The organism is Undibacterium sp. Di27W (assembly GCF_049340345.1).
GTDB lineage: Bacteria > Pseudomonadota > Gammaproteobacteria > Burkholderiales > Burkholderiaceae_D > Undibacterium.
This window is the reverse complement of sequence record NZ_JBMPOS010000009.1, coordinates 1-26,925: the sequence shown is the minus strand read 5'-3', so window position 1 is coordinate 26,925 and position 26,925 is coordinate 1. Positions and strand designations below refer to the sequence as shown.

The following is a 26,925-nucleotide window of genomic DNA, read 5'->3' as shown; positions in this document are numbered from 1 at the left end:
GCAGGATTTTCGTGTGATGACAATGTGCGTTATCAGGCTAACCCTCCTACGGGAGCTAAGCTCATATTTTATGACACTTTGAAATCAAGACCAAAAATCTCACCACAGAGGCACAGAGACACAGAGACACAGAGCAGGCACTGTGACTCATATGCAGTCAGTAGGGTGCGTTGTAACGCACCATATTCCCCTCTTGCGAGATGGTCGATGAAATAACCAGGGAAAGCGGTGCGTTGTAACGCACCCTACGCGGCTGATATTTAGGCTCATGCAAACAATATCGTTCGTCTATTTAAATGTACTCTCGATCGTCATTCCTGCGCAGGCAGGAATCCATGGTATTGGTGCCGTGAAATTTGATATGCCGCCACACTTGGTGACACGTATTCAGTCTTACCATCTCTCTGCGTTGATCCACAAACGTTACTGGACACCAGCCTGCGCTGGAGCGACCTTGCCTGGGGTAATGCTGGTTGGTAGAGCGCGGTGACAATAAGGTCAAGTGAAGGACCATGCTCCCTCTGATTCCACGTCCTGTACTTCGCTGTGGTGAGGTTCTCAGGTCTTATACTTTTCAACTGCCGATATGGTGCGTAGTGGTCTAATTAAAATCGTATCTGGGCAGGATTGACATATACTCTTGACATCATTATTTCTGACGAGGGCAAGCTTCTTGCCCCTTAAGCACATGGCGCATAAATATCTGATCGCTCTCATAGCTGCTGGCAGCTTGCTGCTGACAGTGACAAGGCTTGAGACAAGTATGGCAGCAGAGCAGCCTGCCACTTTCCAGCAACTGGCCAGCAAACACCAGGTTTGCGCAGCTGCCCTGGTGTATATCAAAGCCGGACAAATACAAGAACCGCAGTTTGCCAGCGGGTGTGAGGGTAGCGCCATGCCAGATGCCAGCAGCATCTTCCAGGCGGCTTCTTTGGGCAAGCCGGTATTTGCCTATGCAGTGCTGCGTCTGGCCGCGCAGGGCAAACTGGCACTTGATGAGCCGCTGCTGCAATATCTGCCGCAAGGCTATCAGCATGCATCCCGGCCTGGCGACAAGAGCAGCGCGCATGACCTGGTCAGTGACCCGCGCCTGCAAAAAGTCACGGCACGCATGGTCTTGCAACATACGGCAGGCTTGCCCAACTGGGAGAGCGGCAAGCTCAGATTTGAGTCTGAGCCTGGCAGCCGCTGGCAATATTCTGGCGAGGGCTATATGTTGCTGCAAGCAGCAGTTGAATCGATTACCGGCATGGACCTGGAAGCATGGATGCAGCAAACCGTCTTTGCTCCGCTGGGCATGCAGCACAGCAGCTATCAACCGGGCAAGGCATGGCAGGCGCAACTGATTGCTGGCAGCTTGCGCGGCAATGCCCTGTCCTTGCGTCCGCCGCGCTATGCCGTAGCTGCCGCCAGCCTGCATACCAGCATAGGCGACTATGCCCGCTTTGTGCAGGCGGTACTCCAGGATAGCGCCCTGCAACAGCAAATCCTCGCTCACCCCGTCACGACAGACCAGGCCAATCAACTGGAATGGGGTCTGGGCTGGGGGCTGTCATTGACCCATGGCGCTACCCCCGCACCCTTGCTCTGGCATTGGGGTAATAACTATGGCTATCGGGCATTTGTGATTGCCGCCCCAGACTCTGGCGATGCCATGGTCTTGCTGACCAATAGCGACCAGGGTTTGAAGCTGGCACCGGCCCTGACAGCCAGCATCATACCGGGTGAACTGAGCCTGTTTCAGTTTTCCATGCTGGGCCTGAAGCCGGGCATCATGTGTCAAATTCTTGATCGGTGCTAATCGCAGGCTCAGGGTTCATTCAGGCTTGCCCTGCATGAAGCCATCGATGATGGCAAAAGTAGTTGCAGGCTGCTCCAGATGTGGCAGATGGCCTGCCAGTGGTACAGGCGCAAAGCGGCTATGGGCAAATGCTGACGCATACGCCTGGCCATAAGCGGTCGTGACTACCCTGTCGCTCGTGCCCCAGACCACCAGCACAGGAATCGTGATTTGCTTGAGCCGCGCACGCAATTGCGGGTCATGCATGAAGGGTGCGCCAGCAATGACACGCATGGTCGCCATGTTGGCGCGCTGCATGGCTTGCAGTTCTGCGGGCAGGCTGGCGGGGTCGATAAAGAATTTATCCGGCTCGTGGAAGGCATGTTCGGCCAGGCCACGCGGGCCCAGTACGAAGGGGTCGGCAATTTCTTCGCCCTCGACTTTAATGCCAACGGCATTCACCAGCACGAGGTTGCTGATGCGTTTTCCTTCATCCTGCAAGGCCATTTCTGTCGCTATCCAGCCGCCTATTGATGAGCCTATGACGGTCACATCGCTTAGATCCAGATGATCCAGCAAGAGCAGGTAGGCGCGCGCCAGGTCAGCCACGCTGTGCAGTTCATCCGGCCTCGGTGTGCCATGCCAGCCGGGGTGCGTCGGCAGGATGGTAAAGGCAATGTCAGCCAGGTGGCGAGCGATGCCAGCCACGGTGGGCGTGCCACCGCCACCATGCAAGATCAGGACTGGTCGCCCCTGGCCAGCCTGTTCAAAGCGTATCGACAAATTGGGGCGCAAGTCTGCAACCCTGGTTTCTGCTGTGCCTGACATGATGAGTACTCCTGGAAAATTGCAGACCGGTTTGATCTGGCGATTATTATACGCATATTATATACACATATTTATATAAACATGTTGATATAAATTTCTTTATATCAGCTGATTTATATTTTCTGCTAAACTGGCTGCATGCCAAATCACCTGCAACTAACTCATCTCCAGCAACTGGGCCGTGCCGTCAAGCAAGCCCAATACCGCCAGCACCGCGCACTGGAAAATGCCCTGGCAGCGGCGGGCACTACCCTGGCCCAATGGGACGCCCTGCGCGCCATCGCCCGCACGCCGGGTGCCTCATCGCACGACCTGGCGGTGGCTACCTTCCAGACTGACCAGGCCTTTGGCACACTGGCCAATCGCCTGGTGGCCCAGGGCCTGATAGAACGCCGCGCTGGCGAAGGCAGACGCATAGAGCATTTCCTGAACCAGCAAGGCGAGCACATACTGGCCAGCGGCAATGAGATTGCCAATCAAGTGCTGGCCGATAAATTTGCCGCTCTCAATGCGACTGAACAAAAACAATTGCTGAAACTGCTGACGCGTCTGGTCGAGTCTGACCAGACAGATGAATAGGGACAAGTGCTGCGTTACAAGGTCGCCTAAGCCTGACGGTTTTGTAGGGTGCGTTGTAACGCACCATTGATGATCCACGCTGCTTAAATAAAACGGTGCACATGGCGCCCCCTACTGACTGAGTAGATAGAAGCCTCCGTGACAACTCTATACCTCTTTGGTGAGGCAGTTCATCTTGACCCCGGGATTTTGTAGGGTGCGCCGTGCGCACCAAGCCCTGGGTGTTAAGAAAAGCGGTGCGTTACAACGCACCCTACGGATGACGGTTTTTGTAGAGTGAGCCGTGCGTACCGCGTCTCAGGATTTTTTGCTTCTGAATGTAACAAACGCCCGTAAATCGCTGGTTGCCGGCCTTATTGCGTGTAAAATTATTGCCTTCACATCAACATACCACTTGTGGTTAAGTGGCAATTAAGCGGCGGTTAACACGACATGACGACAGTCGATCCCAATGATATCTTGTTCAGCGTTCCGACTTTATCGAACGAACTGGCCACCCTGTTGCCTGTGACGGTACAGCCAACGGCAGCAGATTTCCTGTTGCATGAAGATGAATGGGAGCAGATGGAATTCTTTGCCGGTGAACGTGTCGATGAAGTGCAAGCCACGCTCCAGGAATACCACTTGTTTGAAGCCGAGCATCGTGCCGAAGTCGGCTGGCGCAAGGCGTATCTGCGTCAGCTTGCCAGGACCACGGTACTGAACTTGTCAGTAGCCAAACTGGCTGCCGCCCTGGGTGGCGAAGTTGGCCCGGCCCCGCTACTGTATTACGGCAACACCCTGAGTGGCCAGGTGCAGGATGGTTTTAGCATCACCGTGGGTGGCAATGTCAGCCTCTATGGTTATTCTGATGCCCATGGCATCCCTGTGCTGGGTGTCAACATGGGGCCAGAAGCCGACAATAACAAACTGGTCGCCGCCTTTAGCTATCTGCATGCCAATCATGGCCTGATCCTGGTGGACTGGCGTTCGCAAATGCTATTGCGGGCAGCCAATGCCGCAGGCCAGCTTGATATCTGGCGGCCTTGATTGAAGCACGCAGCGTCTCTTACCCAAGGACTTTGATGAGCCAATTCAGCATACCGGACCAAAACCAGTTGCTCAGCGCCTGGGCACATGGCTGGACTATTTCTCGCGGCACCGATGCCCCTATTCCGCTGGCCGATTTTGGTTACCGCATCCAGGTAGGCTTGCCTGGCCACCTGGAACGCTATGTCTTGCAAGGACATGTGCTGACTGCGGTGCAAAGGCTGGCACAAGAAATCGACACGCCCGATACCTGGCTAAAGATATGCGCACCACACAGCAGCGTCGCTGGCCTGCTGCCAGAGCGCTGGCAAGTCAAAGCGCCCGAATACCTGATGAGCAAAGAACTCAGCCACACCACGGTCAGCATGCCCGACAGCTACAGCATAGGCTTGACGGTCGATGGCAATGCCGTCACTGCCCGCGCCTGCAATAAAGATGGCCAGCATGCCGCCACTGGCCGCATGGCCATCCACGGCAAACATGCGGTGTTTGACCAGATCGTCACCGAGCCTGCCCACAGACGCCGCGGCCTGGCCAATGCCATCATGCAAAGCCTGGGCAACCATGCCGTTGGCCAACAGGCTGAGCAAGGCGTGCTGGTCGCGACGGCAGAGGGCCGCGCCCTTTACACTACCCTGGGCTGGCTATTGGCTTCCGATATCACGGCAGCGGTGCTGGTGTAATGCGCTAACTGCAGACTGCAGCAGAAAACCCTGCTGTGGCATGCGCCGTGCAAGCCATCAAGGATGGCAGATATTCTGCCGCCTGCTTTTCTTTCATTCCCATTATTCATTTTCATTATTCAGATAGACCAACTTCATGCAAGCAGCTAAAACTGGCAATCAATTTTTCTGGCTAAGCGCGATCTGTGCCAGCGTGTTTTCTTTATTACTGGGGCTCATGGGTTTTTATTTCATCCCGTTTTTTTATGAGTTACATCAGTCTTTTAACCTGCAACAGGATTTCATCATCACCAAATTTGTTGATGACTATGGCCGTTACTTATGGCGCGCTGGCCTGCCCTGCCTGGCGATCTGGCTCAACTGGCTGAGAGAGCGCTCCAAGCCACAGGCAAAAGCCCGCGCCAGTCAGGCATTTGCCGTGCTGGCGGCAGTACAACTACTGGCAATGGTCATCGTGATCTGGGCCATGTATGCGCCGATCACGCATATGTGACAGGCACTGGAACATTTTATAAATACCCCACGTCAGCTGGCGGCGTATCCCAATTATCATTGAGGCCATCGACATAGGTCACGGGCGCGTTCGCCAGCTCTGTAATCGCCGCATCATCAAGACAGCTGACGCTGACACCATAGAATAAGCCACGCCTGGGCGACCGGGCGATACCAAAAGGCCGCACGCCACAATGTTTGCAGAAAAAGTGGCGTTCATGCTTTGCACCAAACTGATATTCTGCCAAATCCCCCTCGCCCGCCAGCAGACGAAAAGACTCAGGTTTGACGACTGTCGCCCAGCAACGTATCTTGCGGCAAAAGCTGCAGTTACAACGCATGGTGCCGGCGGCCAGATCGAGCTCGGCTGCAAAGCGTATGGCCTGGCAATGGCAACTGCCGTGGTAGGTTTTCATGGTGCCCCCCTGGGGTTCTCAAAATGCTGCGCTTATTGCACTGATAAGACACATGGCAGCAATGGCGTTTTTCATCTATGATTGTACACAGACTTTCTGCCATGCCTGTCCATGCATACGCATAGATACTTGTGCATATTTATAATAGATCAGACTACTACCAGCCCCTATCTCATCATGCCCTCTTTCGATCAGCTTACATTAGATACGCCACGCATGACCATGCGCCCCTTGTGTCTGGACGACGCCCCAGCCATCTTGCGCATGCGTTCCAAACCGGAAGTCATGCGCTATATGACCACGGCACCGTGGACCGACATCGCCCAGGCCATCGCCATGGTAGAACGCGACCAGGTTGCCGTGCTCAAGGGTGATATGGTGCGTCTGGGCATGATACGCAAGTCTGACGGTATGTTTCTTGGCAGCTGCATCCTGTTCCATCTGGACGCCAGCTGCCGCCGCGCAGAAATCGGTTACGACATGGACTCCAGCTTCTGGGGACAGGCGTATATGCATGAGGCCCTGGTCGCCTTATTGGATTATGGTTTCTCGGAAATGAATCTGAACCGCATCGAAGCCGACATACATCCAGACAACCTGGGTTCAGCCAAGACTCTGGAAAGGTTGGGCTTTATCCGCGAAGGCTATTTGCGCGAACGCTGGATCATCGAAGGCGCGGTGTCGGATTCGGCGCTGTTTGGTTTATTGCGCAGTGACTGGCTGGGGCGGGTGCCAGCTTTGCGCAGTCCCACATGAAGCGGTGAAATCAAGACCCAAAATCTCACCACAGAGACACAGAGACACAGAGGTGCACTGAGGATCATGCCCTGCTGGTTGATGCATTGCGCCTGCGCCTCATCTTAATTTGGCACCTGCAGCCTTGTAGGGTGCGTTATAACGCACCATCACCTTCGCATCAATGAAAACGGAGTACAAGACACACTCTGCACCTCTTGTAGAAGTGACTTCAGTCGCAAATTGGTGGGCACGGCAAGTCATTCGCGGCTAAAGCCGCTCCTACAAAACCATTGTTTAAATAAGTCTGGCAGGGTGCGTTGTAACGCACCACATCACTCTCTGCCAGTCTAAAAAATGTCATGCATCAGCAATTTACATTCATCAACAAAGCAATGTCTTTGATCTTTTTGGAAAAATGCGGTGCGTGTAGTGATCTAATAATAACGCACCATTGCCGTCATGCTCAGTGTCGAGTGTAGATGAAAACCGGTGCGCGCGGCGCACCCTACCGTCGTCATATGCCTTTCACCTGCACTTACTCCGCCAGAAAGCCAGCATCAGCGCCCGGCTCATTTGGTAGCGGAGATGCTATCTGCAAACCACAGCAGCTTATGTCATTCAGCCTGGGGAGGATGAAGATAATTTCTCTACTCATTCCTGTGCTGCTTCCTTCAGAGCCAGCTGCAGATAAGCATGCACATGCTTGTCTTTTATCTCTTGTGGCGTAGTCAACCTGATATGACGGCGGTACTTGCCCTCGCCTTCCAGTGTCTTGTATTTGTCTGGCAGGGATGCACCGCGCCCAAACTCCAGCGTCACATGCCTGGTATAAGAAAATACGCCACAGAAAGGCCTGGTGGAAGAGAACAGCAAGCCGCCATATTTGACTTCTTCTGTCACACCCTGGTCTAGCTTGAGTATCTGTTCTCGCAATGCCTGTACCAGAGCATAATGGTCTTCATTAAGCAGGCGTATGTCTTGCAAGAGTTTGTCGATTCGGTCGGCACTCATGGATCATGCTCCTTCATCATAGGCAGGTTGATGTTTCTGCTTCAGGATTTTGCGATGATGCATCAGACAAAGCCGGACAAAGCTCTACAACTCAGCCTGTTTATGAAATGAGTTCTACTCTTTGCAAGCCAGTTTTCTGAGAGCGGATTTTTCCGTTACCGCCACCAGGACCGCCGTATCAACACCATCACCCTCTCCATTATAGCTGACATAATTAACCACTTTTAATGCAGCCTGTCCTGAGATGCCACAATTTTTTCCCTTGAACTGCTCGGGGATATTCAACAGCTTTTTGGATTCATCTTTATTCTTGAAACAAAACCAGGCCAGGCGTTTATCAGCTGGCGAGCGTGGCAAGATTTTGGCTGAATCCGGGCCTGGATAAAAGCAAACCAGGCCACCCAGCATGTCCTGGCTTTGGGTATCGGTACGAAATTCATAACGGCCCTTGAGTGCGATCTCATTCGCAGCCTGGCATTCATACGCAATGGAAAGTGCCGCAGTCAATGTCAGCAATGCGTTGATCCTGTAGTTCATCTTATATCTTTATTTCTTCACTTGCCCAGGTTGCAGCAGCAACCTCAGCTTGTTGCTGATGAGGCTGGCTTTGTCATTACTATCGCTATAGGAAGCACAGGTTTCCGGCAACAAGCGCTCCTTGCTCTTGCCCGGCTGGGAAAAATACAATTGATCCACATCACAGCGCAAGCGAGCCTTAAGCTTGCCTGTGGCTTTTATTCTTACCTCAGCCACCCAGCAGGCATCTGCACAACCGCTGGAATGATAAGCCAGCAACTCGCCGCGCACGGGCCAGTCCAGGGCGTATTCACCGGTGCCGCCAGATGCCCAGGCATGGCTGCCACTTACGAGTAAAACCAGTGCAGCGATGCGTATCAGATAGTATTGATATTTAGCCATATAAAAACTTTCTCATTAATAGGCATTAATAGACACTCACAGACATTCACAGACATTCATAGACAGTGGATATGACATCTTGAGATAGTAGCAGTTGCCATCAGGTGCAGCCGCATTCAAAAGCCACGGGCACGCTTAAAACGCTCAACTTCCAGGTGGGCATGGTCATAACCATAGGCAGTCAGACTGTTATTATCTCCTGCATAAATCATATAGACATGTCGGACGGCACCATCTTCGAGCAGATATTCATAGACTTCCCAGCGATTACTCCATTTCCCCGTGGGCGGGTCTAAGGTCATAGAATCCCAATAATGATCGTCGAGCAATTCACGGCTCATTTTTGTGGGAGTAGCGATGATCGTCTTTGGCGGCCCTATCAGCGCATATACTTCCGCTTTTTTCGTATGACCATGGCTGACTCTCCCATATTCACGCTTCAACTTCGACCCCAGGCGCTCTTGCCAATAAGCCAGGCTCCACAAGTTGGTATTTGCTACCCAGCCACGCAGCAACTGAGTATTGGGATCAAAGAATAAATAGATGCAACGCATACCGGGACCACTAAGATAATCCACTTGAAAAAAAGGGGTGCCATTGCTGACCTGCTTCAATACATCGTAAGGGAATTGTTGAGCCCGGTAAAAATCGAAGAGGTGGGAGTCAGGGCCGTCCTGGCAGAGACTTGGGTATCTGACACACTTGGAACCGACAGTATCGTTCACTCTTCGCACAAATGGCGGGCCTGCTGCTTCCAGCCTGTCAAGCACCTTATTGGCTTCACCCTGGCTCATGCCGACACGCAAGCCCTGGTAAACTTCCAGATCGAAATTCTGGGTAGCGCATGCACACAGTGGCAGGACAAGAACAGCGAAGTAAAGCCGGGCGCGGATACACCGTTCAGCAAGCTTGTTGAAAGCAATGACCAGGTAAGCAAACATATCTTCCTCCCGTCGCAACGGAGAATACAGGTTACCATGTCCGGGGCTATGTCTCAGGCTCCAGAACAAAGAACGACAGTCGCGGACAGTTTTTGAAAAAATACCTGCCCGGCAAGGGGGCAGATCACCGATGAGGGCGATGATACTTGAGGTATTCGGCCCTGGCTATCAGCACTAATCAATGCCGAATTTAATTACCGTGGATTTTAGTGTTTTTACATGACAAGATCTCTTGTGGTTTGTCATATTATCCACGAATCAGATTCAACCAGCAGTCACTTCTAGCATCACTATCCGGCCATACTCATCTTTTACAGACGATTTAAACTCAGCAGTGATATCCAATTTCCTCTGCATCGATCAAGATATCTTCCAGCGTCCGCGAAGTTGAAAAAGCTGCGACTAACTCAGCTGTCAATGGCTCGTGCGCAAAGATCCTGGTAATAGCTGACAGGTCAACATCAAGCTCATAATACTCTTGCGCGAAAGCCTGGTAAGTCTCTGGTTTTCCATCTAAAGGCGTCAGCATCCACTGTGAACCATCAGGGTCGTCTTCGCCTTCTGGAAACTCTATCACCCCGCATGACCATGCAGCATCGCCAGCCTGGCACCAGATGCAGAAAGTGGTGTCCTGCATGTGAAAGGCTGCTTCATTCAACGAACTGCGAAATACCGACGGCACAGTATCAAGCACCCCTGGCCAGACTTGAGAACTGGCATTGTTGGCAGGAGCCATCGCAGCTTCATGAGCAAAACCACGCAGGAAGCAACCACAGGCATCAAACACGGCAAAGAAGTCATCCCCAGAACCCGTGCGCATGGATGCCATATGCTCGGTCTCTGACCAATGGGCGTTATAGGAATAATAGCGATACTCCCACTCCTCTTCCAGGATAGCGTCCAGCATGGCCAGGGCCTGCAAGATGCTACGTAAACTTGAAGGCAGGGGGAGTTGGGACAATTGGCGAGTAGAGATCATCGTAGGTTTTGCTTAGTTTTCGAAAAAATTTATGCGTTGTAGCAAGCTTAAAATAATGATTATTATCAGACAAAAATTAAGAATACGCAGGAAAATCCTGAATGACGTGCATCGTCATTTAAATATAAGAAAATATCAATCAGAAAATAAAAAGTGTTGACACTTTTTTATGCAAGCAGCGCAATTCAGTAAGAATACTCGCTAAGAGCATCATGCATAAGCACATATAAACTGGTACACACATGGGTTGGAATATATTTCATTTATCCCAAATTTTCACGACAAGTTTCAATGGCTTGAGTGACATGGCATCTGTTTTTAATTTACTACTTTCATTGGCATCAGCATTGATCTGAATTGCTTGCTGCACTGGTGCAGCATTCTCATTTCTTCGCCTCTGTATTTCGATTACCATTTGTTCCTCCCAATTTAGTGGTTGCTTGAGTGATCCGCCCCCTTTATGTGGTGTTTGTACATAATTTTCCGGAGGACATGGCAATTTTTCTTCGCATGATATCGAACAAGCATTGACAAGCAAAGGAACAACGTCAGTCCCGATTCGTAAGCTAATCCAAAGTTGATTTGTTTCAGCATAGCTGATGACACGGTGACAGACACTACACGTCAATATCTCACCATCATGCCTGACCGGATTTTTCGTCAGACTGGGAAATCCCATTCTATGTTTATAATTCCCATACAAAGCACGGGTACTGATACGACTGGAAATCAGCTTCTTACACCGGGTAATTTCATACGGCAACCAATGCAAATCATAAGACGTATAAGGATCAAAATACTCCAGCGAAGTCATATATCCTATTTCTGGAGGTATTCTCTTCAGTTTGCTGCCATATAGCCAGATCTTCCTGACCTTGTCCAGCTTGGCAATAGATGCGGGCAGAGTCTGTATCTGGGAAAAAATCGTATTGCCTAAAAATTCTAGTGGAGAAAATTCTTCTCCTCCGCTTACTGCTAACTGATCGATATAATCACATAGCTTTTTCCATGCGAGGGAATTTTTATCCTGGACATCATTGTCTATTCTTGAAATAAATTGCTTCACCTAAGCTCCCCTAACTGCAGATTTATCTGGATGGATTTTGAGTAGAACACGTATTTCCAGCTCACTTTTGCAAATTATATTTCAGTATCCGCCAGCTTGCCCCGGTACAAAGCCGCCACCAGGTCTGATTGCGTAAGCATGCCTATCAGGCGACGCTCCTCATTGATGACGGGGATATGATGCAAGCCCTGGTCGGATAGCAGCGGTACCAGTTCGACGATGTGCATATCATGGCGGGCTGTGCGTACCGGGTGACTCATGATCTGGCCGACGACTTCTGGTTTGCTGGAATGCATGAGGCGGGTGCGGCGCAAGAGCTGGCGCAATTTTTCTTCAACATTTTCATGAACATCCAGGTTGGCATTCTTCATGAAATCCACCTGGGTGACTATGCCCACCACGCGGCGCGCCTTGTCGATGACGGGCAAGGCCTTGATCCTGTGCTGGCGCAGCAGGGTCCAGGCTTCTTCCAGGCTGGCGCCATATTCTGTGGTGATGACATCTTTCGACATGATGTCGGCGCAAGTGATTTCGCCAAAGCGGCGACGGTAAGCATGCATCTCGGTTTGCAGGAACAGGGATTCGAGATCATCGCGGCTGACATCGAGCACCTGATTGTATTTTTGCAGGACTTCATCAAGGTCACGTGTTTGAAAGCCCAGCCTGTCTATAGGACGCGCATCCCCCGTACCATGTTTGCTGGCATGGTCAGGCTGGGCCGCATGCGGATAACGGCGGCCCGTGGCATTGTTATAGGCCAGCGCAAACAAGGCTAGCAAGACAGAATTGATACCCACAGGTATCAACACAAACTGGTAACCCAGCCCCAGTATCACCGGCCCACCCAGCACTGCTGTCAGAGCCACTGCGCCACCGGGCGGATGCAGGCAACGCAACAAGAACATGGCGGCCACCGCCAGCGCAGTCGCCAATGCAGCGCAGGCCAGCGACGCCCCCAGTATATGCACGCACATGACGCCGACCAGGGCCGACAACATATTGCCAGCGACGATGGACCAGGGTTGCGCCAGCGGGCTGGCAGGCACGCCAAACAACAAGACAGCAGAAGCACCTATAGGTGCCAACAACATGGGGATGGCGGCATCTGAACCCAGCATCGCCCGGGTCGCCAGGCCTGTCAGCAATAAACCCGCCAGCATGCCAGCACAGGCGCGCAGGCGTTCACGATTGTCAGTGCCGATTTGTGCCGGGGAGAAAGTCTTGCACCAGACGAGCAGACTTTCCAGAGACGACCATTTTTTTCGCATGGTTTTATATGAATTTGCAACAAAGTGCAAAGTGTATAGGGAAAATAAAAGCTTTATCGCAGTATGTATCACTGCCTTGCCCTATTTTAACAGCGATCGCAAAGCCGATTTTTGCATGGCAATATCACCCGGAGATTGAAATGAATAAAGACTTATCACGCGCCCTGGTCATGCTTGGTATATTGCTGGCCCTGGGCATGTCGGCTGCCGCCTTCATTTTTGGTATGCAGGCCAGGCACATCGGTGCGGGCAAGCAAAGTATCTCCGTCAAGGGTCTGGCAGAAAAACCCGTGCAAGCCAATTATGCAGAATGGCGTATAGGCGTGGCCGTAGTGGCACCCAGCTTTGCCGAAGCCCTGGTCAAACTGCGCAAATCGCGTCCTGTGCTGGATGAGTTTTTAAGCAAGCAGGGTTTTGAAAAAGCCGCTTTAAAAGAATCAGAAGAAGCGGTGGAACCCAATATGGTCACCGAAGAATTGCCAGAAGGCCGCAGCCGCCAGGCACAGCGCGGCTACAAGGCAGCGCAAAGCATATTGGTAACATCCAAAGACCTGGCCAAGGTCACCAATGTCAGCCGCGCGGCCCTGCAACTGGAAGCCGATGGCCAGCCAGTATTCCACAGCGCACCACAGTTTTTGGTGGCCAACCTGGAAGACATCAAGATGTCATTGATAGGCGCAGCAACAGAGAATGCCAACAAGCGCGCCAGCGAATTTGCCAAATACGGCGCAGTCAAGGTAGGCAGCATGCGCTCTGCCTCGCAAGGGGCTTTCTACATCCTGCCAGTAGGCACAGAAACCAGCTCGGATGAATACGGCGGCACCTATGATAAATCAACGATAGACAAGGTAGCGCGGGTGGTGGTGACGATAGAGTATGGGATAGAGCGTTGATGAGGCATGATGAAATCCAAACCAAACAATGTCACGCGCATGATGCAGACAATGGTGTCGCACATAGAACGCTAAAGAAATATATCATGTAGCAATGTACTATCCTACACAAAAAGACATAGACGACGCACGTGCTGCCGGTTACGATGAAGCCATCATCGAACAAGCGCAACGCAGAATCAGCCTCGGCTTGCGGGCTGTCGAACTCAGGCAAGAAATCCAGTATGCATTTGCCGGCGTGCAGTTGGGAGACGGCATAGGTTTGTATGAAGCTCGGGGAATTGATCACCACGTCAGCGAAGAAGACTGCGCAGCCTGCCGGGCCAATGATGAGAAAACTGACTGGCGGCGCATCAAGTTAGAAGATCTTAATAGATGCAATAGCAGCCTATCTTTCTTTGATGCAGCTGGCATGCGCTTTCACCTTCCCGCATTCATGCAGGCAGATCTGGGCGAAGACGTTGAATTTGACCTGATCTACCATCTGGTCTTTGGCAGCCAGCTAGAAGAGTTGCAAGCGCTTTTGAATGACACTCAAAAGGCCGTCGTCATCAATTACCTAAAACTACAGCTGGATGATGTCTATCAGAGGCATCATTGGGATACCATTTCTGATGCTCTGCTGGGATATTGGAACCAGTGAGTAGCGTGCGCTATGCACACCGTTTTTTTAACATCTGGAATCATTGATGGTGCGTTACAACGCACCATCCCGATTACGGTGATTTGCAGGCCCATTTTAATTCACCAGGTTTTTCGTAGGAGCGGCTTTAGCCGCGAATGTCTTACCGTGTCCACCAATTCGCGGCTAAAGCCGCTCCTGCAAAATGCGGAATCAAGATTAGAACTAGGGCGCGTTGTAACGCACCACAACCATCACACCCGGTGCGTTACAACGCACCCTACCAATTACGGTTATTTGTAGGGTGCGTTGTAACGCACCATTTTTACTTTCCCCAAACCTCTCACATCACGAGGTATGGTACAAGCCATACCTGGATTGCCCTCTTCCATCCTCATGCACTTCTCTGTAGTGAGTTTTTTGGTCTTGCGTACCCCCCCAACAGACAGGCTCAAACCGGCAGCCACTCCTTTGCAATCTATCCCCCAGGTTTGCATTTTATTCCCCTGTTTTTGCAACTCATCATTTCCCTGTGGCAGCTTTTACTAGTTAGCAATACAGTAAGCCCATGCTTGTCGCAGACAAGAAAAAAACGAGGCCGGTGAGGTGTTAAGCCAGCATCCATGTTCATGAAAACCAGGAGAATAAAATGAAAACCTCAAAGAACTCAGGAACAAATCTGTCAAAAAAATATGGCATGGCTGCGCTTATGCTGACTTGCATGACGATCGCTGCCACGCCCTTACTGGCCCACGCCGATGCCACCGATGATTTTGTGCGCGCCGAGATGCAAAAGCGCCATATCCCTGGCATGTCGATTGCTGTGCTGCGCGATAACAAGATCATCAAGGAAAGCACTTATGGCCTGGCCAGCATAGAACACAATGTGGCAGTCAAGCCTGAGACGGCATATGTGCTGGCCTCGATGACCAAGACCTTTACCGCCAGCGCCATCATGTTGCTGGTGCAGGATGGTCGTCTCAATCTCGATGACTCCATCACCAAGATACTGCCACAATTGCCTGCTGCATGGTCTGGCATCACCATACGCCATTGCCTCTCACATACATCTGGCTTGCCGGATGCGATTACCGATGACGTCAACATCACTACCATCAGCGGCGACCGCGAACAGCTCTTGAAAGAACTGGCCAAGCTGCCCTTGCAGCCTGCTGGTGAAAAAGCCGTCTACAACCAGACTGGCTATATGTTGCTGGGCATGATTATAGAAAAAACCAGCGGCATGCCGTATGAGCAGTTTGTGCAAACCCGTTTATTCAAACCCATGGGGCTGAGCGGTGCACGCTTTGGGGATGCCTGGTCCATCATCCCTGGCCGCAGCGATTTATATACTTCGCTCGACATCAGCAAAGACCATAGCAAGCTGGAAATCAAGGATGGCCGCCCTGTCGTCATGCAAGACAAGATCCATCATTATGGTGCCAAGTTCATGCCCGACTATCTGGCACCAGCCGGACTCTTGAATGGCAATATCCAAGACTTGATCAATTTTGAGCAAGCCCTGGCCGAAGGCAAGATCATCAAGCCCGCATTGTTGAAAGAAATGACTACGCCCTATAAGCTGCGCAATGGTCAGAACGGTGACTACGGCCTGGGTTTTATCTTCATGCCTTTTGGTAAGCAAACAGCCATCTCTTATGGCGGTGGCGCTGCCACCTGGCGTGTAAGCCTGCCTGAGAAACGTTTGACGGTGGTGGTGCTGACCAATTTGCAGGGCTCGCAACCGCATGCCCTGGCGGGTGGTATTGCAGCACTCTATGACACGGAAGCGAAGTAAGACCACTGCCCTTGCTTGATGAAAGCAAGGGCCATCTAAGCCGGGCCTGGCTATTGGTTGGCCTGCGTAAAATAGCTGGCCTGGCCGCAGCAACTGGCATATTTTGGCGGCTCTGGTTATTTGCCTGCCCATGTCATGCAACGATACCGCTCAGTTTGTCGTTCATCGCACTCGCACTGCTGGCAGCGAATAGTTCACTGGATGGCCGCTGGTCTGTCACCATCGTGGAAATTATTTATGGTGAATTGCAGCATTATAAAAAGTAAGCTGCCACAGGTGCACAGCCAACGACGACCAACTACAGCCAGACTGATTTGTTACCTGGAGTAAAAAGCATGGCAACGCCAGGCTTGCTCGTTTATGTTGGCGGCTTTTGTGATTTTCTCTCCTATCCGCTCTATGAATAAGCAGGTTCGCGTTGTTATTGTTTTTATCAGTGTTGCAGTACTCATTGCGGCAGCATGGTCGTGGCACACCTGGCATGAGGGTGAGACGGCAGCTGGCAAGCCTGTCGCCAGCGCATCTGTCAGCTCCCCCGTGGTCACTGCAGCCAGCGCCAGCAGTGCTGCCTCTGCCGACAAAGAAGAAGAAATCATCTATATGCCCGGCTATGATGGCCGCTTTGGCTTGCAAGCAGCACCAGAAGCTGAGAAATTTGAAAAAACCGTGCTGGAAGACCGTGCCGCACTAGCTCAATACCTGACCCCGGCTCAGCATAAGCAAGCGCTGGCCTTGCTCAAGAACCAGCATTGTGAATCCCCCAAGATCACTGTTTACAGTAAAGCAACCCTGGCAGAAAAACTATTGGTCAGTGATTGCTACTATGCAACTGACACGGGTGACTCCATGGTAGACCCTTATTTTGATACCAGTTATGGCATCATGCTGTCCGTCACCCTGGGTGGTGTGTTTGAACTCAAGGCTGCCAAGCATTTTGTCTATCTGTATGAAACCAGTGAGCTGGTTGCCGTCACCAATCTCAAGAAAGACGGCCATCTGCAACTCTGGCTCAACGCCGACACCTGCATACCTGAAGCAGAGGAAGAACCAGCCCCTGCCATTGTGGCCAGCGCGGCAAGTACAGCCAGCAACACTGCCGCCCCTGCACCGGACACCTGCAAGACCACCGGCATTATCGAAGTCATCAATCATGAGATGCGTCTGATGAAGCGGTAAATAAGAGGTAAACAACAAGCCCCCAAGCAAGCTGATTCTGGCATGATGATGGTTTTTACCAGCATCATGCCCCATGCCTGACAGCCCCATCAACGCCCTCTTCGTCTGCAGCCGCAACCAGTGGCGCAGCCCTACTGCCGAGCAAGTCTGGCGCAAGCATCCCCTGGTGCGCGCCCGCTCTGGCGGCACCAGCCCCAATGCCCGTCATCCTGTCTCTGCTGCTGACATAGAATGGGCAGACCAGATCTTTGTCATGGAAGAAAAACACAAGTCACGCCTCATGGCCAGCTATCGCAACCTCATCGGCCACAAGCCTGTGCATGTGCTCGACATACCCGATGAATACAAGTACATGGATGCAGAACTGGTGGAGCAATTGCAACACGCTATAGGCGATATTCTGGGTTTGAACTGATTTTCCCTATTATTTTCAATTATTTTGAAAAAGCCTGAATCCTTTTACGCGGATGGATACTCTTGCTCAGTGTCATCCATTACAAAGAGGAGTTCACCATGTTTCATTTCAAACGTAATTTGCCCCATTGGGAACGCGCACTGCGCGTCATCAGCGGCCTGCTACTGTTCTGGCTGGCGTACAGTGGTCAAGTTGGTGGCATGCTGAATTGGCTAGTCATCGCCAGCGCTGTTACCATGGTCATGACCGCCTTTGTCGGCTTTTGCCCCGCCTGCGCCATGGTGGGGCGCAAATACCTGGATAACTGAGATGAGCCTGTCTCGCCCTCAATTGATCGAAGCCGCCCGGCAAGGTGATGGTAAAGCCATAGCCGCATTGCTGGAAGTCTGCCAGCCCGACCTCAAGCGCTTTGCCCGCCGTACCTGCTCAAATGCCGAGGATGCCGAAGACGCGGTGCAGATGGCCCTGTGGTCACTCTACCGCAAGGTAGGTGCGCTGCGCTGTGCAGCGACCTTTGCAACCTGGATGTTTCGCATCATCGAGCGCGAATGCTTCCGCCTGTTCCGCATCAAAAAATACCATGATGCCCTGGATGAACTCGCTGAAGCTGAAATGCCAATAGCCGCCACTGTGCCCACCGATCTGCGCATGGACCTGGTACGCGCCATGGAGCGCCTCTCGCCCCCTTACCGCGAAGTGCTGATCCTGCGCGACGTGCATGAGCTGACCGCGCCCGAAGTTGCCGCACAATTGGGCCTGAGCCTGGAAGCGGTCAAAAGCCGCCTGCACCGCGCCCGTGCACAGGTGCGTGAGCAATTGCTGGGTAGTGGTTACTGGATGAAGGATGGGGCGCCAGAAACACCGACAAATCATGGAGGCCATCATGTTTTGTAGCACGTCTGTGACGGTGCACTTGCTGCGCGGTCTTGGTGCACTGGCCCTGGTGATCGCCGCTTTTTTGCTAGAACCCCTGGGCATGATCTGGGCAGGGTTGGCCCTGATTGCTGCATTCTTACTGATGCGCGGCTGCCCCATGTGCTGGATGATGGGTTTGATTGAGACGATTTATGAGAGGCGGAAGAAGAAATAGCCGTAGGTTGGATTTCCTGTAGGTTGGGCTACGCTTCACCAGCCCAACACTGGGCCTTTGATAAGCTGTATGCGTTATTTAATCGCGGAGTGTTGGGCTGTGAAGCGTAGCCCAACCTACAAAGGCTGGTCTTTCTGGAGCTCGGCTTATCAATCATCTTGCAGGGGCTGGCACTCATAGCTGCATTCTTATTGATGCGCGGCTGCCCCATGTGCTGGACTATGGGTTTGATTGAGACGATTTATGAGCGACGGAACAAGAGCTAGCCGTAGGTTGGCTTACTGCAGGTTGGAAAATTTTCGTAGGTTGGGCCGCTCCTCGTAGGTTGGGCTACGCTTCACCAGCCCAACACTCGGCCTCAATAGACATATACATTATTTTTAAACGCCCTACTCTATTTCTGTGCTTCTATAGATGCGATAAAGGTCGTAGAACCATCACCCTCCCAGTCTGAACTGGTTTGCACATAATTGGTGAGTTCCTGGAGATATTCGAATTTAAAGAATGCGGAGATATCGTTAAGGATTCGGCTATCCGTTCCACGAGATATTTTCCTCGCGAGAAGTCTGGCAATCAACTGTTGATAAGAGTGCCCTAAAATCTCAAATTCAGATTCCGACGGCCCGTCTTCCATATGCCAGCGCACATAAATTTTCTGCGCTCTCAGGTAAGCAGTGATGGAATCGCCATTTGTCTGCCACAGCATCAGGAATTCATCTGCACACGGGAATGCGTCTCGATGCTCCATGAAAGCGTTGAACAGGGTATCCGGCGATTGACAAGTATGCTTGATTTCATCGGGCAAAGTCCCTTCCCAAATAGCAACTATATCCAAAGGAATATTTTCCCTCCTGATTGCGTCAAATAGTTCTTGCTGACTTTGAACGACGTGCATTGAGTGATCCTATATAAACTTAAAATCATCGAATTGAAATTGCCCGTGAAGCGCATGGTATGTTAACCGATGAGTTAACCATGTGCAATTGCCTCACTCCGACGGTCAGCATTTCAATAAACTTCACGTTTGTTAAGGCCGAGTGTTGGGCTGGTGAAGCGTAGCCCAACCTACGAAGTTGCCCACATTGTATCCAGCACTTGTGATCAGCCCCCGAATCATGGATACTTGACTCACCCTACCCCACAGTGAGGCTATCCATGACACCCGATCAGGCAAGCTCAGGCACAGATGCGCAGTTAAAACCTACGCTGGGCAGTTTGCAGTTGTGGGGCATCGCGGTGGGCCTGGTCATCTCGGGTGAATATTTTGGCTGGAGTTATGGCTGGGCTTCTGCGGGAACGCTAGGATTCACGGTGACGGCGCTGTTCATTGCGGCGATGTACACCAGCTTTATTTTCAGCTTCACAGAATTGACCACGGCCATCCCCCATGCGGGCGGGCCGTTTGCCTATAGCAGGCGGGCGTTTGGGCCGCTGGGCGGTTTCTTTGCCGGCGCGGCTACCCTCATAGAATTTGTATTTGCACCGCCGGCCATTGCGCTGGCGATAGGTGCTTACCTGAATGTACAATTTCCTGAAATCAATCCCAAGACGGCGGCAGTGGGGGCCTACATCGTATTCATGGCTTTGAATATCATAGGCATACAAATCGCCGCCAATTTTGAGCTGGCTGTCACGCTGCTGGCGATCTTTGAATTGCTGGTCTTCATGGGTGTAGTGGCGCCGGGTTTTCACCTGGACAATTTCACCAGGGGCGGCTGGGCCGGGCAAGAGCATTTCAGTGCAGCCTCGCTGCCTGGCATGTTTGCGGCCATTCCGTTTGCGATCTGGTTCTTTCTGGCGATAGAAGGTGTGGCGATGGCGGCGGAAGAATCACGCAATCCGCGACGCTCGATCCCCATCGCTTATATAGGCGGCATCATCACCCTGGTGTTGCTGGCGATAGGCGTGATGGTGTTTGCCGGTGGCGTGGGTGACTGGACCAAACTGGCGAACATCAATGACCCGCTGCCGCAGGCAATGAAGCTGGTGGTCGGCAATAACAGCAACTGGCTGCACATGCTGGTGTGGCTGGGCCTGTTTGGTCTGATTGCGTCTTTTCACGGCATCATACTTGGTTACTCGCGGCAGATTTTTGCGCTGGCGCGGGAGAATTATCTGCCGCATTTCTTTGCCAAAATCCATCCGCGCTTCAAGACCCCGCACCGGGCAATCATCGCAGGTGGCCTTATCGGCATCGCTGCGATTTATAGCGATGAACTCATCAAGATAGGTGGCCAGAGTCTGACGGCAAATATACTGACGATGAGTGTGTTTGGTGCGCTGCTGATGTATATCGTCAGCATGCTGAGTCTATTCAAACTGCGACGCACTGAGCCAGATATAGCTAGGCCATTCCGCGCGCCGTTTTATCCATATTCACCCGCCTTCGCCCTGCTGGCAGCCTGCATTTGCATGGCCACCATGGTTTATTATAATCTGTTGATATTCGGCGTTTTTTGCCTCTTCCTGGCACTGGCCTATGTCTACCATATCATGACAGTGGGCAAGCGCACTGGCATAGCCCAGGATGAAGAAGCGGACAATGCCATGACCACAGAAACCGCTACAAGATGAGCATGCAGCCTGCACAATTCAGCCACATCGTCGGTACGCACACTTACCAGTTCCGTGACCTCAAGGACTTGCTGGCCAGGGCTACGCCGCTGCGGTCTGGCGACTTGCTGGCAGGCGTAGCCGCAAGCACTGCAGAAGAACGCGTGGTGGCGCAAATGTGCCTGGCAGAGCTGCCGCTGAAAATCTTTCTCAATGAAGCCCTGGTGCCTTATGAGAGCGATGAAGTGACACGCCTCATCATCGATGAACATGATGCTGCCGCCTTCACCACAATCAGCCATCTGAGCGTAGGGGATTTTCGTAACTGGTTGTTGTCGGATGCGGCAGATACGGCAACGCTGACTGCACTGGCAGCAGGTATCACGCCGGAAATGGCAGCCGCCGTCAGCAAACTCATGCGTGTGCAGGATTTGATCTTGGTGGCAAAAAAATGCCGCGTGGTCACGGCATTCCGCAATACCCTGGGCCTGGAAAACCGCATCGCCACCCGCCTGCAACCCAACCACCCCACTGACGACAGCACCGGCATTGCCGCCAGCATACTCGATGGTCTCTTGTATGGCAGTGGCGACGCCGTGATAGGCATCAACCCCGCCAGCGACAATGTGCCGCAAGTCATCAAGCTGCTGCATATGCTCGATGCCATCATAGAACAATATGCGATACCCACCCAGTCTTGCGTACTCACCCATGTGACCAATACCATGACAGCCATAGAGCGCGGTGCGCCGGTCGATCTGGTGTTCCAGTCCATCGCTGGCACCGAAGCGGCCAACAGCAGCTTTGGCATCAACCTCGCCTTGCTGGCAGAAGCACGCAGCGCCGCCCTGTCGCTGGGGCGCGGCACGGTGGGCCAGAATGTCATGTACTTTGAAACCGGCCAGGGCAGCGCGCTGTCAGCCAATGCCCATCATGGCATGGACCAGCAAACCTGCGAAGCACGTGCCTATGCCGTGGCGCGCAAATTCCAGCCGCTGCTGGTGAATTCTGTGGTTGGTTTCATCGGGCCTGAATACCTTTACGATGGCAAGCAAATCATACGCGCAGGCCTGGAAGATCATTTCTGCGCCAAGCTGCTGGGCTTGCCCATGGGTTGCGATGTCTGCTACACCAACCATGCCGAGGCTGACCAGGATGACATGGATATTTTGCTGACTTCGCTCGCGACCGCAGGCTGCAATTTCATCATGGGCGTGCCAGGCTCGGACGATATCATGCTCAATTACCAGAGCACCTCTTTCCACGATGCGCTGTACCTGCGGCGCGTGCTGGGCTTGCGGGCCGCGCCTGAATTTGAAGCCTGGCTCAAGCGGATGGAGATTTATAAACATGATGAGCAATTGCATTTGCATGATGCCTTGCCATCTGGTTTTGAAACAGCTTTACGACGCTTGACATGAACGCACCCAAGCCACCCGTCCATAGCAATCCCTGGGCAGCCCTGCGCCAGTTCACCCAGGCCCGCATCGCCCTGGGCCGCGCCGGTGTCAGCGTGCCGACTGGTGCGCAACTGGCTTTCCAGCTGGCCCATGCGCGCGCCCGTGATGCCGTGCATCAGGCTTTGGATGTGAGTGAATTAGCGCAGGCTTTGCAGCAAGCAGGGTATGAGAGCCTGCACGTCAACAGCGCCGCGCATGATCGCAACAGCTATCTGCAAAGACCGGACCTGGGCCGCAGATTGAATGAGGCCTCACGCCAGCATCTGCAGCAATTATCATCGCCGCCAGCAGACCTCGCCATCGTCATTGCCGATGGTTTATCTGCCCCCGCAGTTGCGCAAAATGCCCTGCCCTTGCTGGAAAACCTGCGGGCGCGGCTTGCACCTGACAACTGGAGCCTTGCTCCCATCGTCATCGCCACCCAGGCCAGAGTCGCCATCGGTGACGAGACAGGCGCGCTGCTGAATGCCAAGGCCGTGCTGGTGCTGATAGGCGAGAGACCGGGCCTGAGCTCACCCGACAGCATGGGTGCCTACCTGAGCTGGTCACCCCAGCCTGGCCTGACCGATGCTGCCCGCAATTGCATCTCGAATATACGCCCGGATGGCCTCAGCTATGAGCAGGCGGCCTACAAACTGAATTACCTGCTGACAGAAGCCCGCAAGCGTGGTCTGACGGGCGTGGCTCTGAAAGATGAAACAGAAGCGCCGGTACAACTGGGCAGCCAAGCCACATCCAATTTTTTGCTGGAAGTGTAGGGTGCGTTATAACGCACCCTACAATCCGCAGCACGAGCCTACTTACTCACTCTGTGCCTCTGTAGTGAATTTTTTGGTCTTTATTTTCAATATTAGATAACCTGATAGGGCAATAATCAGCCCCGCACATCAACACGCACGCAAGGCCTTCAACCATCCGCCAGAAATCACAAAGCGCGGAAACGTGATCCACTGTTCCAAAAAAATCCTGGTGATGGCATTCATGGGGCTGCTGAAGGGGATGGCCGGATGCTCTTCTTTCTTGTGGCCCTTGCCCTGCACTGCCATCGATACCGCCATCACAATGACAGAGAGAATAGCCGCTACAAATGAAAGTTGCGCCATGGCGACCAGCAGGCTGATGTTGGCCAGCAAGAACAAGGGCACGGCAATGATGTGCATGTAAAGATTGGCGCGTGACTGGTGAAATTGCGCATAGCCATTCCATTGCCATTGCAATATTTCACCCACACTCATGCTCTTACCTGCTGTTATTTTATCCACGATAAGCTCCGGTTTTAATATTCGTTTATGCCATGCAGGCAGTGTAGTTCAGGCATATGCAGGCTGCCATTATCCAGCGACTACAGGTTTAAAAATGTCGCCAGACCTGTAAAAAATGTCGTGAACTGTCATCTTGCGCTAAGAATGTTGCGGCAGACGCTGGCTTTCTGGTGGTACTTGCAAGATGCGCCTGAGGATGTAAGGGGCAAAGCGCAGCAAGAAGGGCAAGAGCCTGCTCTTGCCCACATACAGCATGGGGCGGGCGGGCTGTTGCAAGGCCAGCACGATTTCACCGGCCGCTTGCGCAGGCATGATTTTGCCGCGTCCCCGCCCTGCTGTCATGGCGGTATCCACCAGAGGCAAAATACATTCCGTAACTGTCACCTGGCTTGCCTGCAATTGTAATTGCAAGCCTTCGCTCAAAGAATGGATAGCAGCCTTGGTGGCACAATACACGGCAGATTCTGCCTTGGGCATCAGGGCCAGGCCGGATGACATCATCAGCACTCTGGCTTGTGGCCGAGTTAGCAAATGCGGTAACAGCAAACGTGTCAGCTCTATTGGTGCAAGCAGATTGGTACTGACCTCGGCCATGATGTCGGGCAAGCCATAGTCAGCATCCAGCAATTGCTTCGCATGCTGTATGCCCGCGTTATTGATGAGGCAGTCTATCGTCATATGGCTCAACAGCGTAGCGACCGTCTGTTCTAATTGTGCCACTTGCGTCAGGTCGACGACTTGCACCTGTATATTGGGATGGCTTGCCGTCAGTTCTTGCAGGCGTTCAGCATTGCGCCCCCAGGCGATGACGTGCGCACCTTGCTGCGCCAGTGCCACGGCCAGTGCCCGGCCTATGCCTGCACTGGCCCCGGTGATCAAGAAAGTTTGCTGTGCGAGTTTCATGCTGCCCCCCCCGTGTAATGGAATGGGCAAACTGTATAATCTGCAAGACATCCACGCATTAACCCGGGTTAATTTATCCATGCCGACCACCTCTCCATTAACACTGAGCCAGCAGGTATTTCGCACCCTCGCGGGGCAAGACTTGCCACACTGGCCGCAAGTAGCTGCCAACCTGCAAACCCGACAGCTGGGTGCACAGGAATGGGTATTCCATCAGGATGAAAGCCACCCCTATCTGTATGTGATCGTCAGTGGCTGCGTCAAGCTCATGTATGTGCAGGAAGATGGCAAGGAATGGATCAAATCCTTTGCCAGCGAAGGCCAGGTCTTTGCCAGCATGGCTGCTCTGACTGCGCAGGGCAAGACCAGCTTTGCCGTACAGGCCATTAGCCCAGTAGTGCTGGAACGTATTCCCTACGCCATCCTGCTCAGCCTGGCGCAACAGGAACTGGCCTGGGCCACTGCCTTGCGGCAGGGTTTCCAGGCTTTTGCTGCACGTAAGGAAAAACGTGAGCGCGAATTGCTCACCCTGACACCCGAGCAACGCTACCAGGCTATCGCCAGGGAAGAACCAGCCCTGATCCGCCGCATCTCACAAAAAGACCTGGCCAGCTATGTGGGTGTCACCCCTGTGGGCCTGAACCGCATCATCCGGCGGCAGATTGCTGATGTACCATAAATTCAGATAAGTATATTTTCAGAAGCGCACTTTCACATAGGCTGAAGGGCCATTCAGACGCAGATTCAGTTGTGCGCTGTCGTCACGCTCAAGATCACGTGTGAGGCTGATTCTGGATACCCCATAGTCAGCCACGATACCCACATTCTCCAGCGGGAACCACTCCACCCCCATGGTCGCGGTATAGATATGCCCGTTGATGCTGCCACCATTTTTCTTGACGCCTGAGGCTTCGGCAAACATGCGTGTCGACGGGGTAAAGGCATGACGCCAGCCCAGTTCAAGCAGGGGCGCAAAGGTGCTGCGCTCAAAAGTATCTGCGCCGCTGCCATTCATGCCAGCGGCTGTTGCAGCAATTGAGCCATCTACCGTTGCCCGGTAATAGGCCGCCCCCAGGCCCAGTCCCACCACGTCCGCGCCCTGCCCCAGCCACCACCTGTAGGCCACCTGGCCGACCTCCAGCCTGGCATCGGCAGACAATGCCGCAGTACCGTTCAAGGGCTGCCCATTCAAAGTGGTGCTGCCATTCAGGCTGGATGAATAGGATTTGTCATAGCGGTAATAGTCCAGCGAAATGCCCTGGCTATGCCCGAGTAAAAAGTCCGCCCTTATCCTTGGTATGGTCACACTTTCACCATCGTAGCTCGGGGTCTCATATCGCCCGGCACTGGTGCTGACACCAAGCTGCAAGCTGGTATCTGCGCGGACAGCACCAAGAGAAAGGCTGGCCCGGTCCAGCGCAGGCGACACATCAGCCGCCACCGCAGATGACATCATGCCAGCCAGGGGGATAGCCGCTACCAGAACCGATCTGGCCACTTGCCTGGAGCAAACAGGAAGAATGAGATTCAAGAATGGCTTGGACATGAGAAGACTCCAGATGATGAATTGAGATTGCGAAAGTGCACGTACGAGATTAATAAAGCATAGCAATCCCGCAGCACAGATCAAATGGCGGTTTTCTCAAAATTGGGTCAGTGGTGTCCTACAAGAAGATTGAGCCAGCGTAGATACTGTTATTCCAGTCAAGCGAAATGCAAGCTAGCCAGTGTAGGTACGATTAGCGCAGCGTAATCGTACGCATGATGGGACTGAAATAAGGGTCTCCCCAAAAAATTCTCATGATAGCCGCGTTTCCATTTTTGTATGGGCGTGGTTTATACTTGATTCACTACTCTGAAGCAGGCGATAGGCTCAGGCGTCATGAAAAATGACGATTACCATGCGTACGATTACGCTGCGCTTGTATGGTTATAAGTGACGATTTCTGGGAAACTAGAAAGCGTTGGGGTGGAGGGACAACGCTGCGCATCTGCAGTTTTAGCTGACAGACTCGATTAGAACTC

32 protein-coding genes are annotated in these 26,925 nt (G+C 52.7%); 19 read left to right on the top strand and 13 right to left on the bottom strand.

All coding sequences use genetic code 11. The annotated features are described in order from the left end of the window. Nucleotides 1-763: 763 nt before the first annotated feature. Nucleotides 764-1,801: a serine hydrolase domain-containing protein gene (locus ACO0LF_RS18110; protein WP_423016467.1), complete on the top strand. Its 1,038-nt coding sequence runs from the start codon at nt 764-766 to the stop codon at nt 1,799-1,801. A gap of 15 nt (nt 1,802-1,816) precedes the next feature. On the opposite strand, the gene ACO0LF_RS18105 is transcribed toward ACO0LF_RS18110, so the two are convergent. After that, nucleotides 1,817-2,608: an alpha/beta fold hydrolase gene (locus ACO0LF_RS18105; RefSeq protein WP_423016465.1), complete on the bottom strand. Its 792-nt coding sequence runs from the start codon at nt 2,606-2,608 to the stop codon at nt 1,817-1,819. Between the two features lie 138 nt (nt 2,609-2,746). Between ACO0LF_RS18105 and ACO0LF_RS18100 the strand changes: the two genes are divergently transcribed. The 4 genes from ACO0LF_RS18100 (at nt 2,747) to ACO0LF_RS18085 (ending at nt 5,392) form a co-directional block, all read left to right on the top strand. Further along, the gene (locus ACO0LF_RS18100) at nt 2,747-3,187 is read left to right on the top strand and encodes a MarR family winged helix-turn-helix transcriptional regulator (RefSeq protein ID WP_423016463.1); all 441 of its coding nucleotides are present in this window, start codon (nt 2,747-2,749) and stop codon (nt 3,185-3,187) included. A 432-nt stretch (nt 3,188-3,619) separates the two neighbouring features. Beyond that, nucleotides 3,620-4,216 (top strand): hypothetical protein, encoded by a 597-nt coding sequence (locus ACO0LF_RS18095; protein ID WP_423016461.1) that lies wholly within the window; start codon nt 3,620-3,622, stop codon nt 4,214-4,216. 35 nt (nt 4,217-4,251) lie between these two features. Then, the gene (locus ACO0LF_RS18090; RefSeq protein ID WP_423016459.1) at nt 4,252-4,899 is read left to right on the top strand and encodes a GNAT family N-acetyltransferase; all 648 of its coding nucleotides are present in this window, start codon (nt 4,252-4,254) and stop codon (nt 4,897-4,899) included. Nucleotides 4,900-5,035: 136 nt separating this feature from the next. Next, on the top strand, nt 5,036-5,392 hold the full coding sequence (locus ACO0LF_RS18085; RefSeq protein WP_423016457.1) for a hypothetical protein: 357 nt from the start codon (nt 5,036-5,038) through the stop codon (nt 5,390-5,392). 16 nt (nt 5,393-5,408) lie between these two features. Here ACO0LF_RS18085 and ACO0LF_RS18080 read toward each other — a convergent pair whose 3' ends face one another. Further along, complete coding sequence (locus ACO0LF_RS18080; protein WP_423016455.1) at nt 5,409-5,807, bottom strand: GFA family protein; 399 nt, start codon at nt 5,805-5,807, stop codon at nt 5,409-5,411. Between the two features lie 129 nt (nt 5,808-5,936). Between ACO0LF_RS18080 and ACO0LF_RS18075 the strand changes: the two genes are divergently transcribed. After that, the gene (locus ACO0LF_RS18075; RefSeq protein ID WP_423016453.1) at nt 5,937-6,563 is read left to right on the top strand and encodes a GNAT family N-acetyltransferase; all 627 of its coding nucleotides are present in this window, start codon (nt 5,937-5,939) and stop codon (nt 6,561-6,563) included. A 633-nt stretch (nt 6,564-7,196) separates the two neighbouring features. On the opposite strand, the gene ACO0LF_RS18070 is transcribed toward ACO0LF_RS18075, so the two are convergent. From ACO0LF_RS18070 to ACO0LF_RS18040, 7 genes are all read right to left on the bottom strand, one after another. Continuing rightward, nucleotides 7,197-7,556, bottom strand: a complete 360-nt coding sequence (locus ACO0LF_RS18070) for a DUF1801 domain-containing protein (protein ID WP_423016451.1) — start codon at nt 7,554-7,556, stop codon at nt 7,197-7,199. A 114-nt stretch (nt 7,557-7,670) separates the two neighbouring features. Beyond that, the gene (locus ACO0LF_RS18065) at nt 7,671-8,093 is read right to left on the bottom strand and encodes a hypothetical protein (RefSeq protein ID WP_423016449.1); all 423 of its coding nucleotides are present in this window, start codon (nt 8,091-8,093) and stop codon (nt 7,671-7,673) included. 9 nt (nt 8,094-8,102) lie between these two features. Then, entirely contained in the window at nt 8,103-8,474 is a 372-nt protein-coding gene (locus ACO0LF_RS18060) for a hypothetical protein (protein WP_423016447.1), read from the bottom strand. A gap of 116 nt (nt 8,475-8,590) precedes the next feature. After that, nucleotides 8,591-9,415 (bottom strand): hypothetical protein, encoded by an 825-nt coding sequence (locus ACO0LF_RS18055; protein WP_423016445.1) that lies wholly within the window; start codon nt 9,413-9,415, stop codon nt 8,591-8,593. Between the two features lie 328 nt (nt 9,416-9,743). Continuing rightward, nucleotides 9,744-10,394 carry a hypothetical protein gene (locus ACO0LF_RS18050; RefSeq protein ID WP_423016443.1) on the bottom strand — a complete coding sequence of 217 codons (651 nt, stop codon included), beginning with the start codon at nt 10,392-10,394 and terminating at the stop codon, nt 9,744-9,746. A gap of 259 nt (nt 10,395-10,653) precedes the next feature. Continuing rightward, nucleotides 10,654-11,460, bottom strand: coding sequence for a hypothetical protein (locus ACO0LF_RS18045; RefSeq protein WP_423016441.1), 807 nt, complete (start codon nt 11,458-11,460; stop codon nt 10,654-10,656). Nucleotides 11,461-11,534: 74 nt separating this feature from the next. Then, nucleotides 11,535-12,728, bottom strand: coding sequence for an HPP family protein (locus tag ACO0LF_RS18040; protein WP_423016439.1), 1,194 nt, complete (start codon nt 12,726-12,728; stop codon nt 11,535-11,537). Between the two features lie 140 nt (nt 12,729-12,868). Here ACO0LF_RS18040 and ACO0LF_RS18035 point away from each other — a divergent pair, with 140 nt between their 5' ends. The 9 genes from ACO0LF_RS18035 (at nt 12,869) to ACO0LF_RS17995 (ending at nt 18,722) form a co-directional block, all read left to right on the top strand. Then, nucleotides 12,869-13,621: an SIMPL domain-containing protein gene (locus tag ACO0LF_RS18035; RefSeq protein WP_423016437.1), complete on the top strand. Its 753-nt coding sequence runs from the start codon at nt 12,869-12,871 to the stop codon at nt 13,619-13,621. Nucleotides 13,622-13,715: 94 nt separating this feature from the next. Beyond that, on the top strand, nt 13,716-14,264 hold the full coding sequence (locus ACO0LF_RS18030) for a DUF6714 family protein (RefSeq protein ID WP_423016435.1): 549 nt from the start codon (nt 13,716-13,718) through the stop codon (nt 14,262-14,264). Nucleotides 14,265-14,892: 628 nt separating this feature from the next. Further along, a complete protein-coding gene (locus ACO0LF_RS18025; protein ID WP_423016433.1) occupies nt 14,893-16,041 on the top strand; it encodes a serine hydrolase domain-containing protein in 1,149 nt (382 codons plus the stop codon). An 11-nt stretch (nt 16,042-16,052) separates the two neighbouring features. After that, complete coding sequence (locus ACO0LF_RS18020; RefSeq protein WP_423016431.1) at nt 16,053-16,307, top strand: hypothetical protein; 255 nt, start codon at nt 16,053-16,055, stop codon at nt 16,305-16,307. Nucleotides 16,308-16,440: 133 nt separating this feature from the next. Continuing rightward, complete coding sequence (locus ACO0LF_RS18015) at nt 16,441-17,217, top strand: hypothetical protein (RefSeq protein ID WP_423016429.1); 777 nt, start codon at nt 16,441-16,443, stop codon at nt 17,215-17,217. Nucleotides 17,218-17,290: 73 nt separating this feature from the next. Next, nucleotides 17,291-17,632 (top strand): low molecular weight protein tyrosine phosphatase family protein, encoded by a 342-nt coding sequence (locus tag ACO0LF_RS18010; RefSeq protein WP_423016427.1) that lies wholly within the window; start codon nt 17,291-17,293, stop codon nt 17,630-17,632. Nucleotides 17,633-17,730: 98 nt separating this feature from the next. Next, the gene (locus ACO0LF_RS18005) at nt 17,731-17,940 is read left to right on the top strand and encodes a YgaP family membrane protein (RefSeq protein ID WP_423016425.1); all 210 of its coding nucleotides are present in this window, start codon (nt 17,731-17,733) and stop codon (nt 17,938-17,940) included. A 1-nt stretch (nt 17,941) separates the two neighbouring features. Then, nucleotides 17,942-18,526 (top strand): RNA polymerase sigma factor, encoded by a 585-nt coding sequence (locus tag ACO0LF_RS18000; protein WP_423016423.1) that lies wholly within the window; start codon nt 17,942-17,944, stop codon nt 18,524-18,526. Then, nucleotides 18,516-18,722 carry a hypothetical protein gene (locus tag ACO0LF_RS17995; protein WP_423016421.1) on the top strand — a complete coding sequence of 69 codons (207 nt, stop codon included), beginning with the start codon at nt 18,516-18,518 and terminating at the stop codon, nt 18,720-18,722. Before ACO0LF_RS18000 ends, ACO0LF_RS17995 begins: the two co-directional genes overlap by 11 nt. A gap of 394 nt (nt 18,723-19,116) precedes the next feature. Here the strand turns inward: ACO0LF_RS17995 and ACO0LF_RS17990 are convergent, their stop codons facing one another. Continuing rightward, nucleotides 19,117-19,617 (bottom strand): hypothetical protein, encoded by a 501-nt coding sequence (locus ACO0LF_RS17990; protein WP_423016419.1) that lies wholly within the window; start codon nt 19,615-19,617, stop codon nt 19,117-19,119. 260 nt (nt 19,618-19,877) lie between these two features. Here ACO0LF_RS17990 and eat point away from each other — a divergent pair, with 260 nt between their 5' ends. The 3 genes from eat to eutC are packed head-to-tail and all read left to right on the top strand — an operon-like array spanning nt 19,878 to nt 23,493. After that, nucleotides 19,878-21,296, top strand: a complete 1,419-nt coding sequence (gene eat, locus ACO0LF_RS17985; RefSeq protein ID WP_423016417.1) for an ethanolamine permease — start codon at nt 19,878-19,880, stop codon at nt 21,294-21,296. Between the two features lie 2 nt (nt 21,297-21,298). Next, nucleotides 21,299-22,696 (top strand): ethanolamine ammonia-lyase subunit EutB, encoded by a 1,398-nt coding sequence (locus ACO0LF_RS17980; protein ID WP_423016963.1) that lies wholly within the window; start codon nt 21,299-21,301, stop codon nt 22,694-22,696. Beyond that, entirely contained in the window at nt 22,693-23,493 is an 801-nt protein-coding gene (gene eutC, locus ACO0LF_RS17975; RefSeq protein WP_423016415.1) for an ethanolamine ammonia-lyase subunit EutC, read from the top strand. Before ACO0LF_RS17980 ends, eutC begins: the two co-directional genes overlap by 4 nt. A 129-nt stretch (nt 23,494-23,622) precedes the next feature. Here eutC and ACO0LF_RS17970 read toward each other — a convergent pair whose 3' ends face one another. Both ACO0LF_RS17970 and ACO0LF_RS17965 read right to left on the bottom strand, forming a co-directional pair. Next, entirely contained in the window at nt 23,623-23,997 is a 375-nt protein-coding gene (locus tag ACO0LF_RS17970) for a terminase (RefSeq protein WP_423016413.1), read from the bottom strand. A 138-nt stretch (nt 23,998-24,135) separates the two neighbouring features. After that, nucleotides 24,136-24,900 carry an SDR family NAD(P)-dependent oxidoreductase gene (locus tag ACO0LF_RS17965; protein ID WP_423016411.1) on the bottom strand — a complete coding sequence of 255 codons (765 nt, stop codon included), beginning with the start codon at nt 24,898-24,900 and terminating at the stop codon, nt 24,136-24,138. Between the two features lie 22 nt (nt 24,901-24,922). Between ACO0LF_RS17965 and ACO0LF_RS17960 the strand changes: the two genes are divergently transcribed. Beyond that, complete coding sequence (locus ACO0LF_RS17960) at nt 24,923-25,579, top strand: Crp/Fnr family transcriptional regulator (protein WP_423016409.1); 657 nt, start codon at nt 24,923-24,925, stop codon at nt 25,577-25,579. An 18-nt stretch (nt 25,580-25,597) separates the two neighbouring features. Here ACO0LF_RS17960 and ACO0LF_RS17955 read toward each other — a convergent pair whose 3' ends face one another. Beyond that, nucleotides 25,598-26,446 (bottom strand): hypothetical protein, encoded by an 849-nt coding sequence (locus ACO0LF_RS17955; RefSeq protein ID WP_423016407.1) that lies wholly within the window; start codon nt 26,444-26,446, stop codon nt 25,598-25,600. Nucleotides 26,447-26,925: the final 479 nt, after the last annotated feature.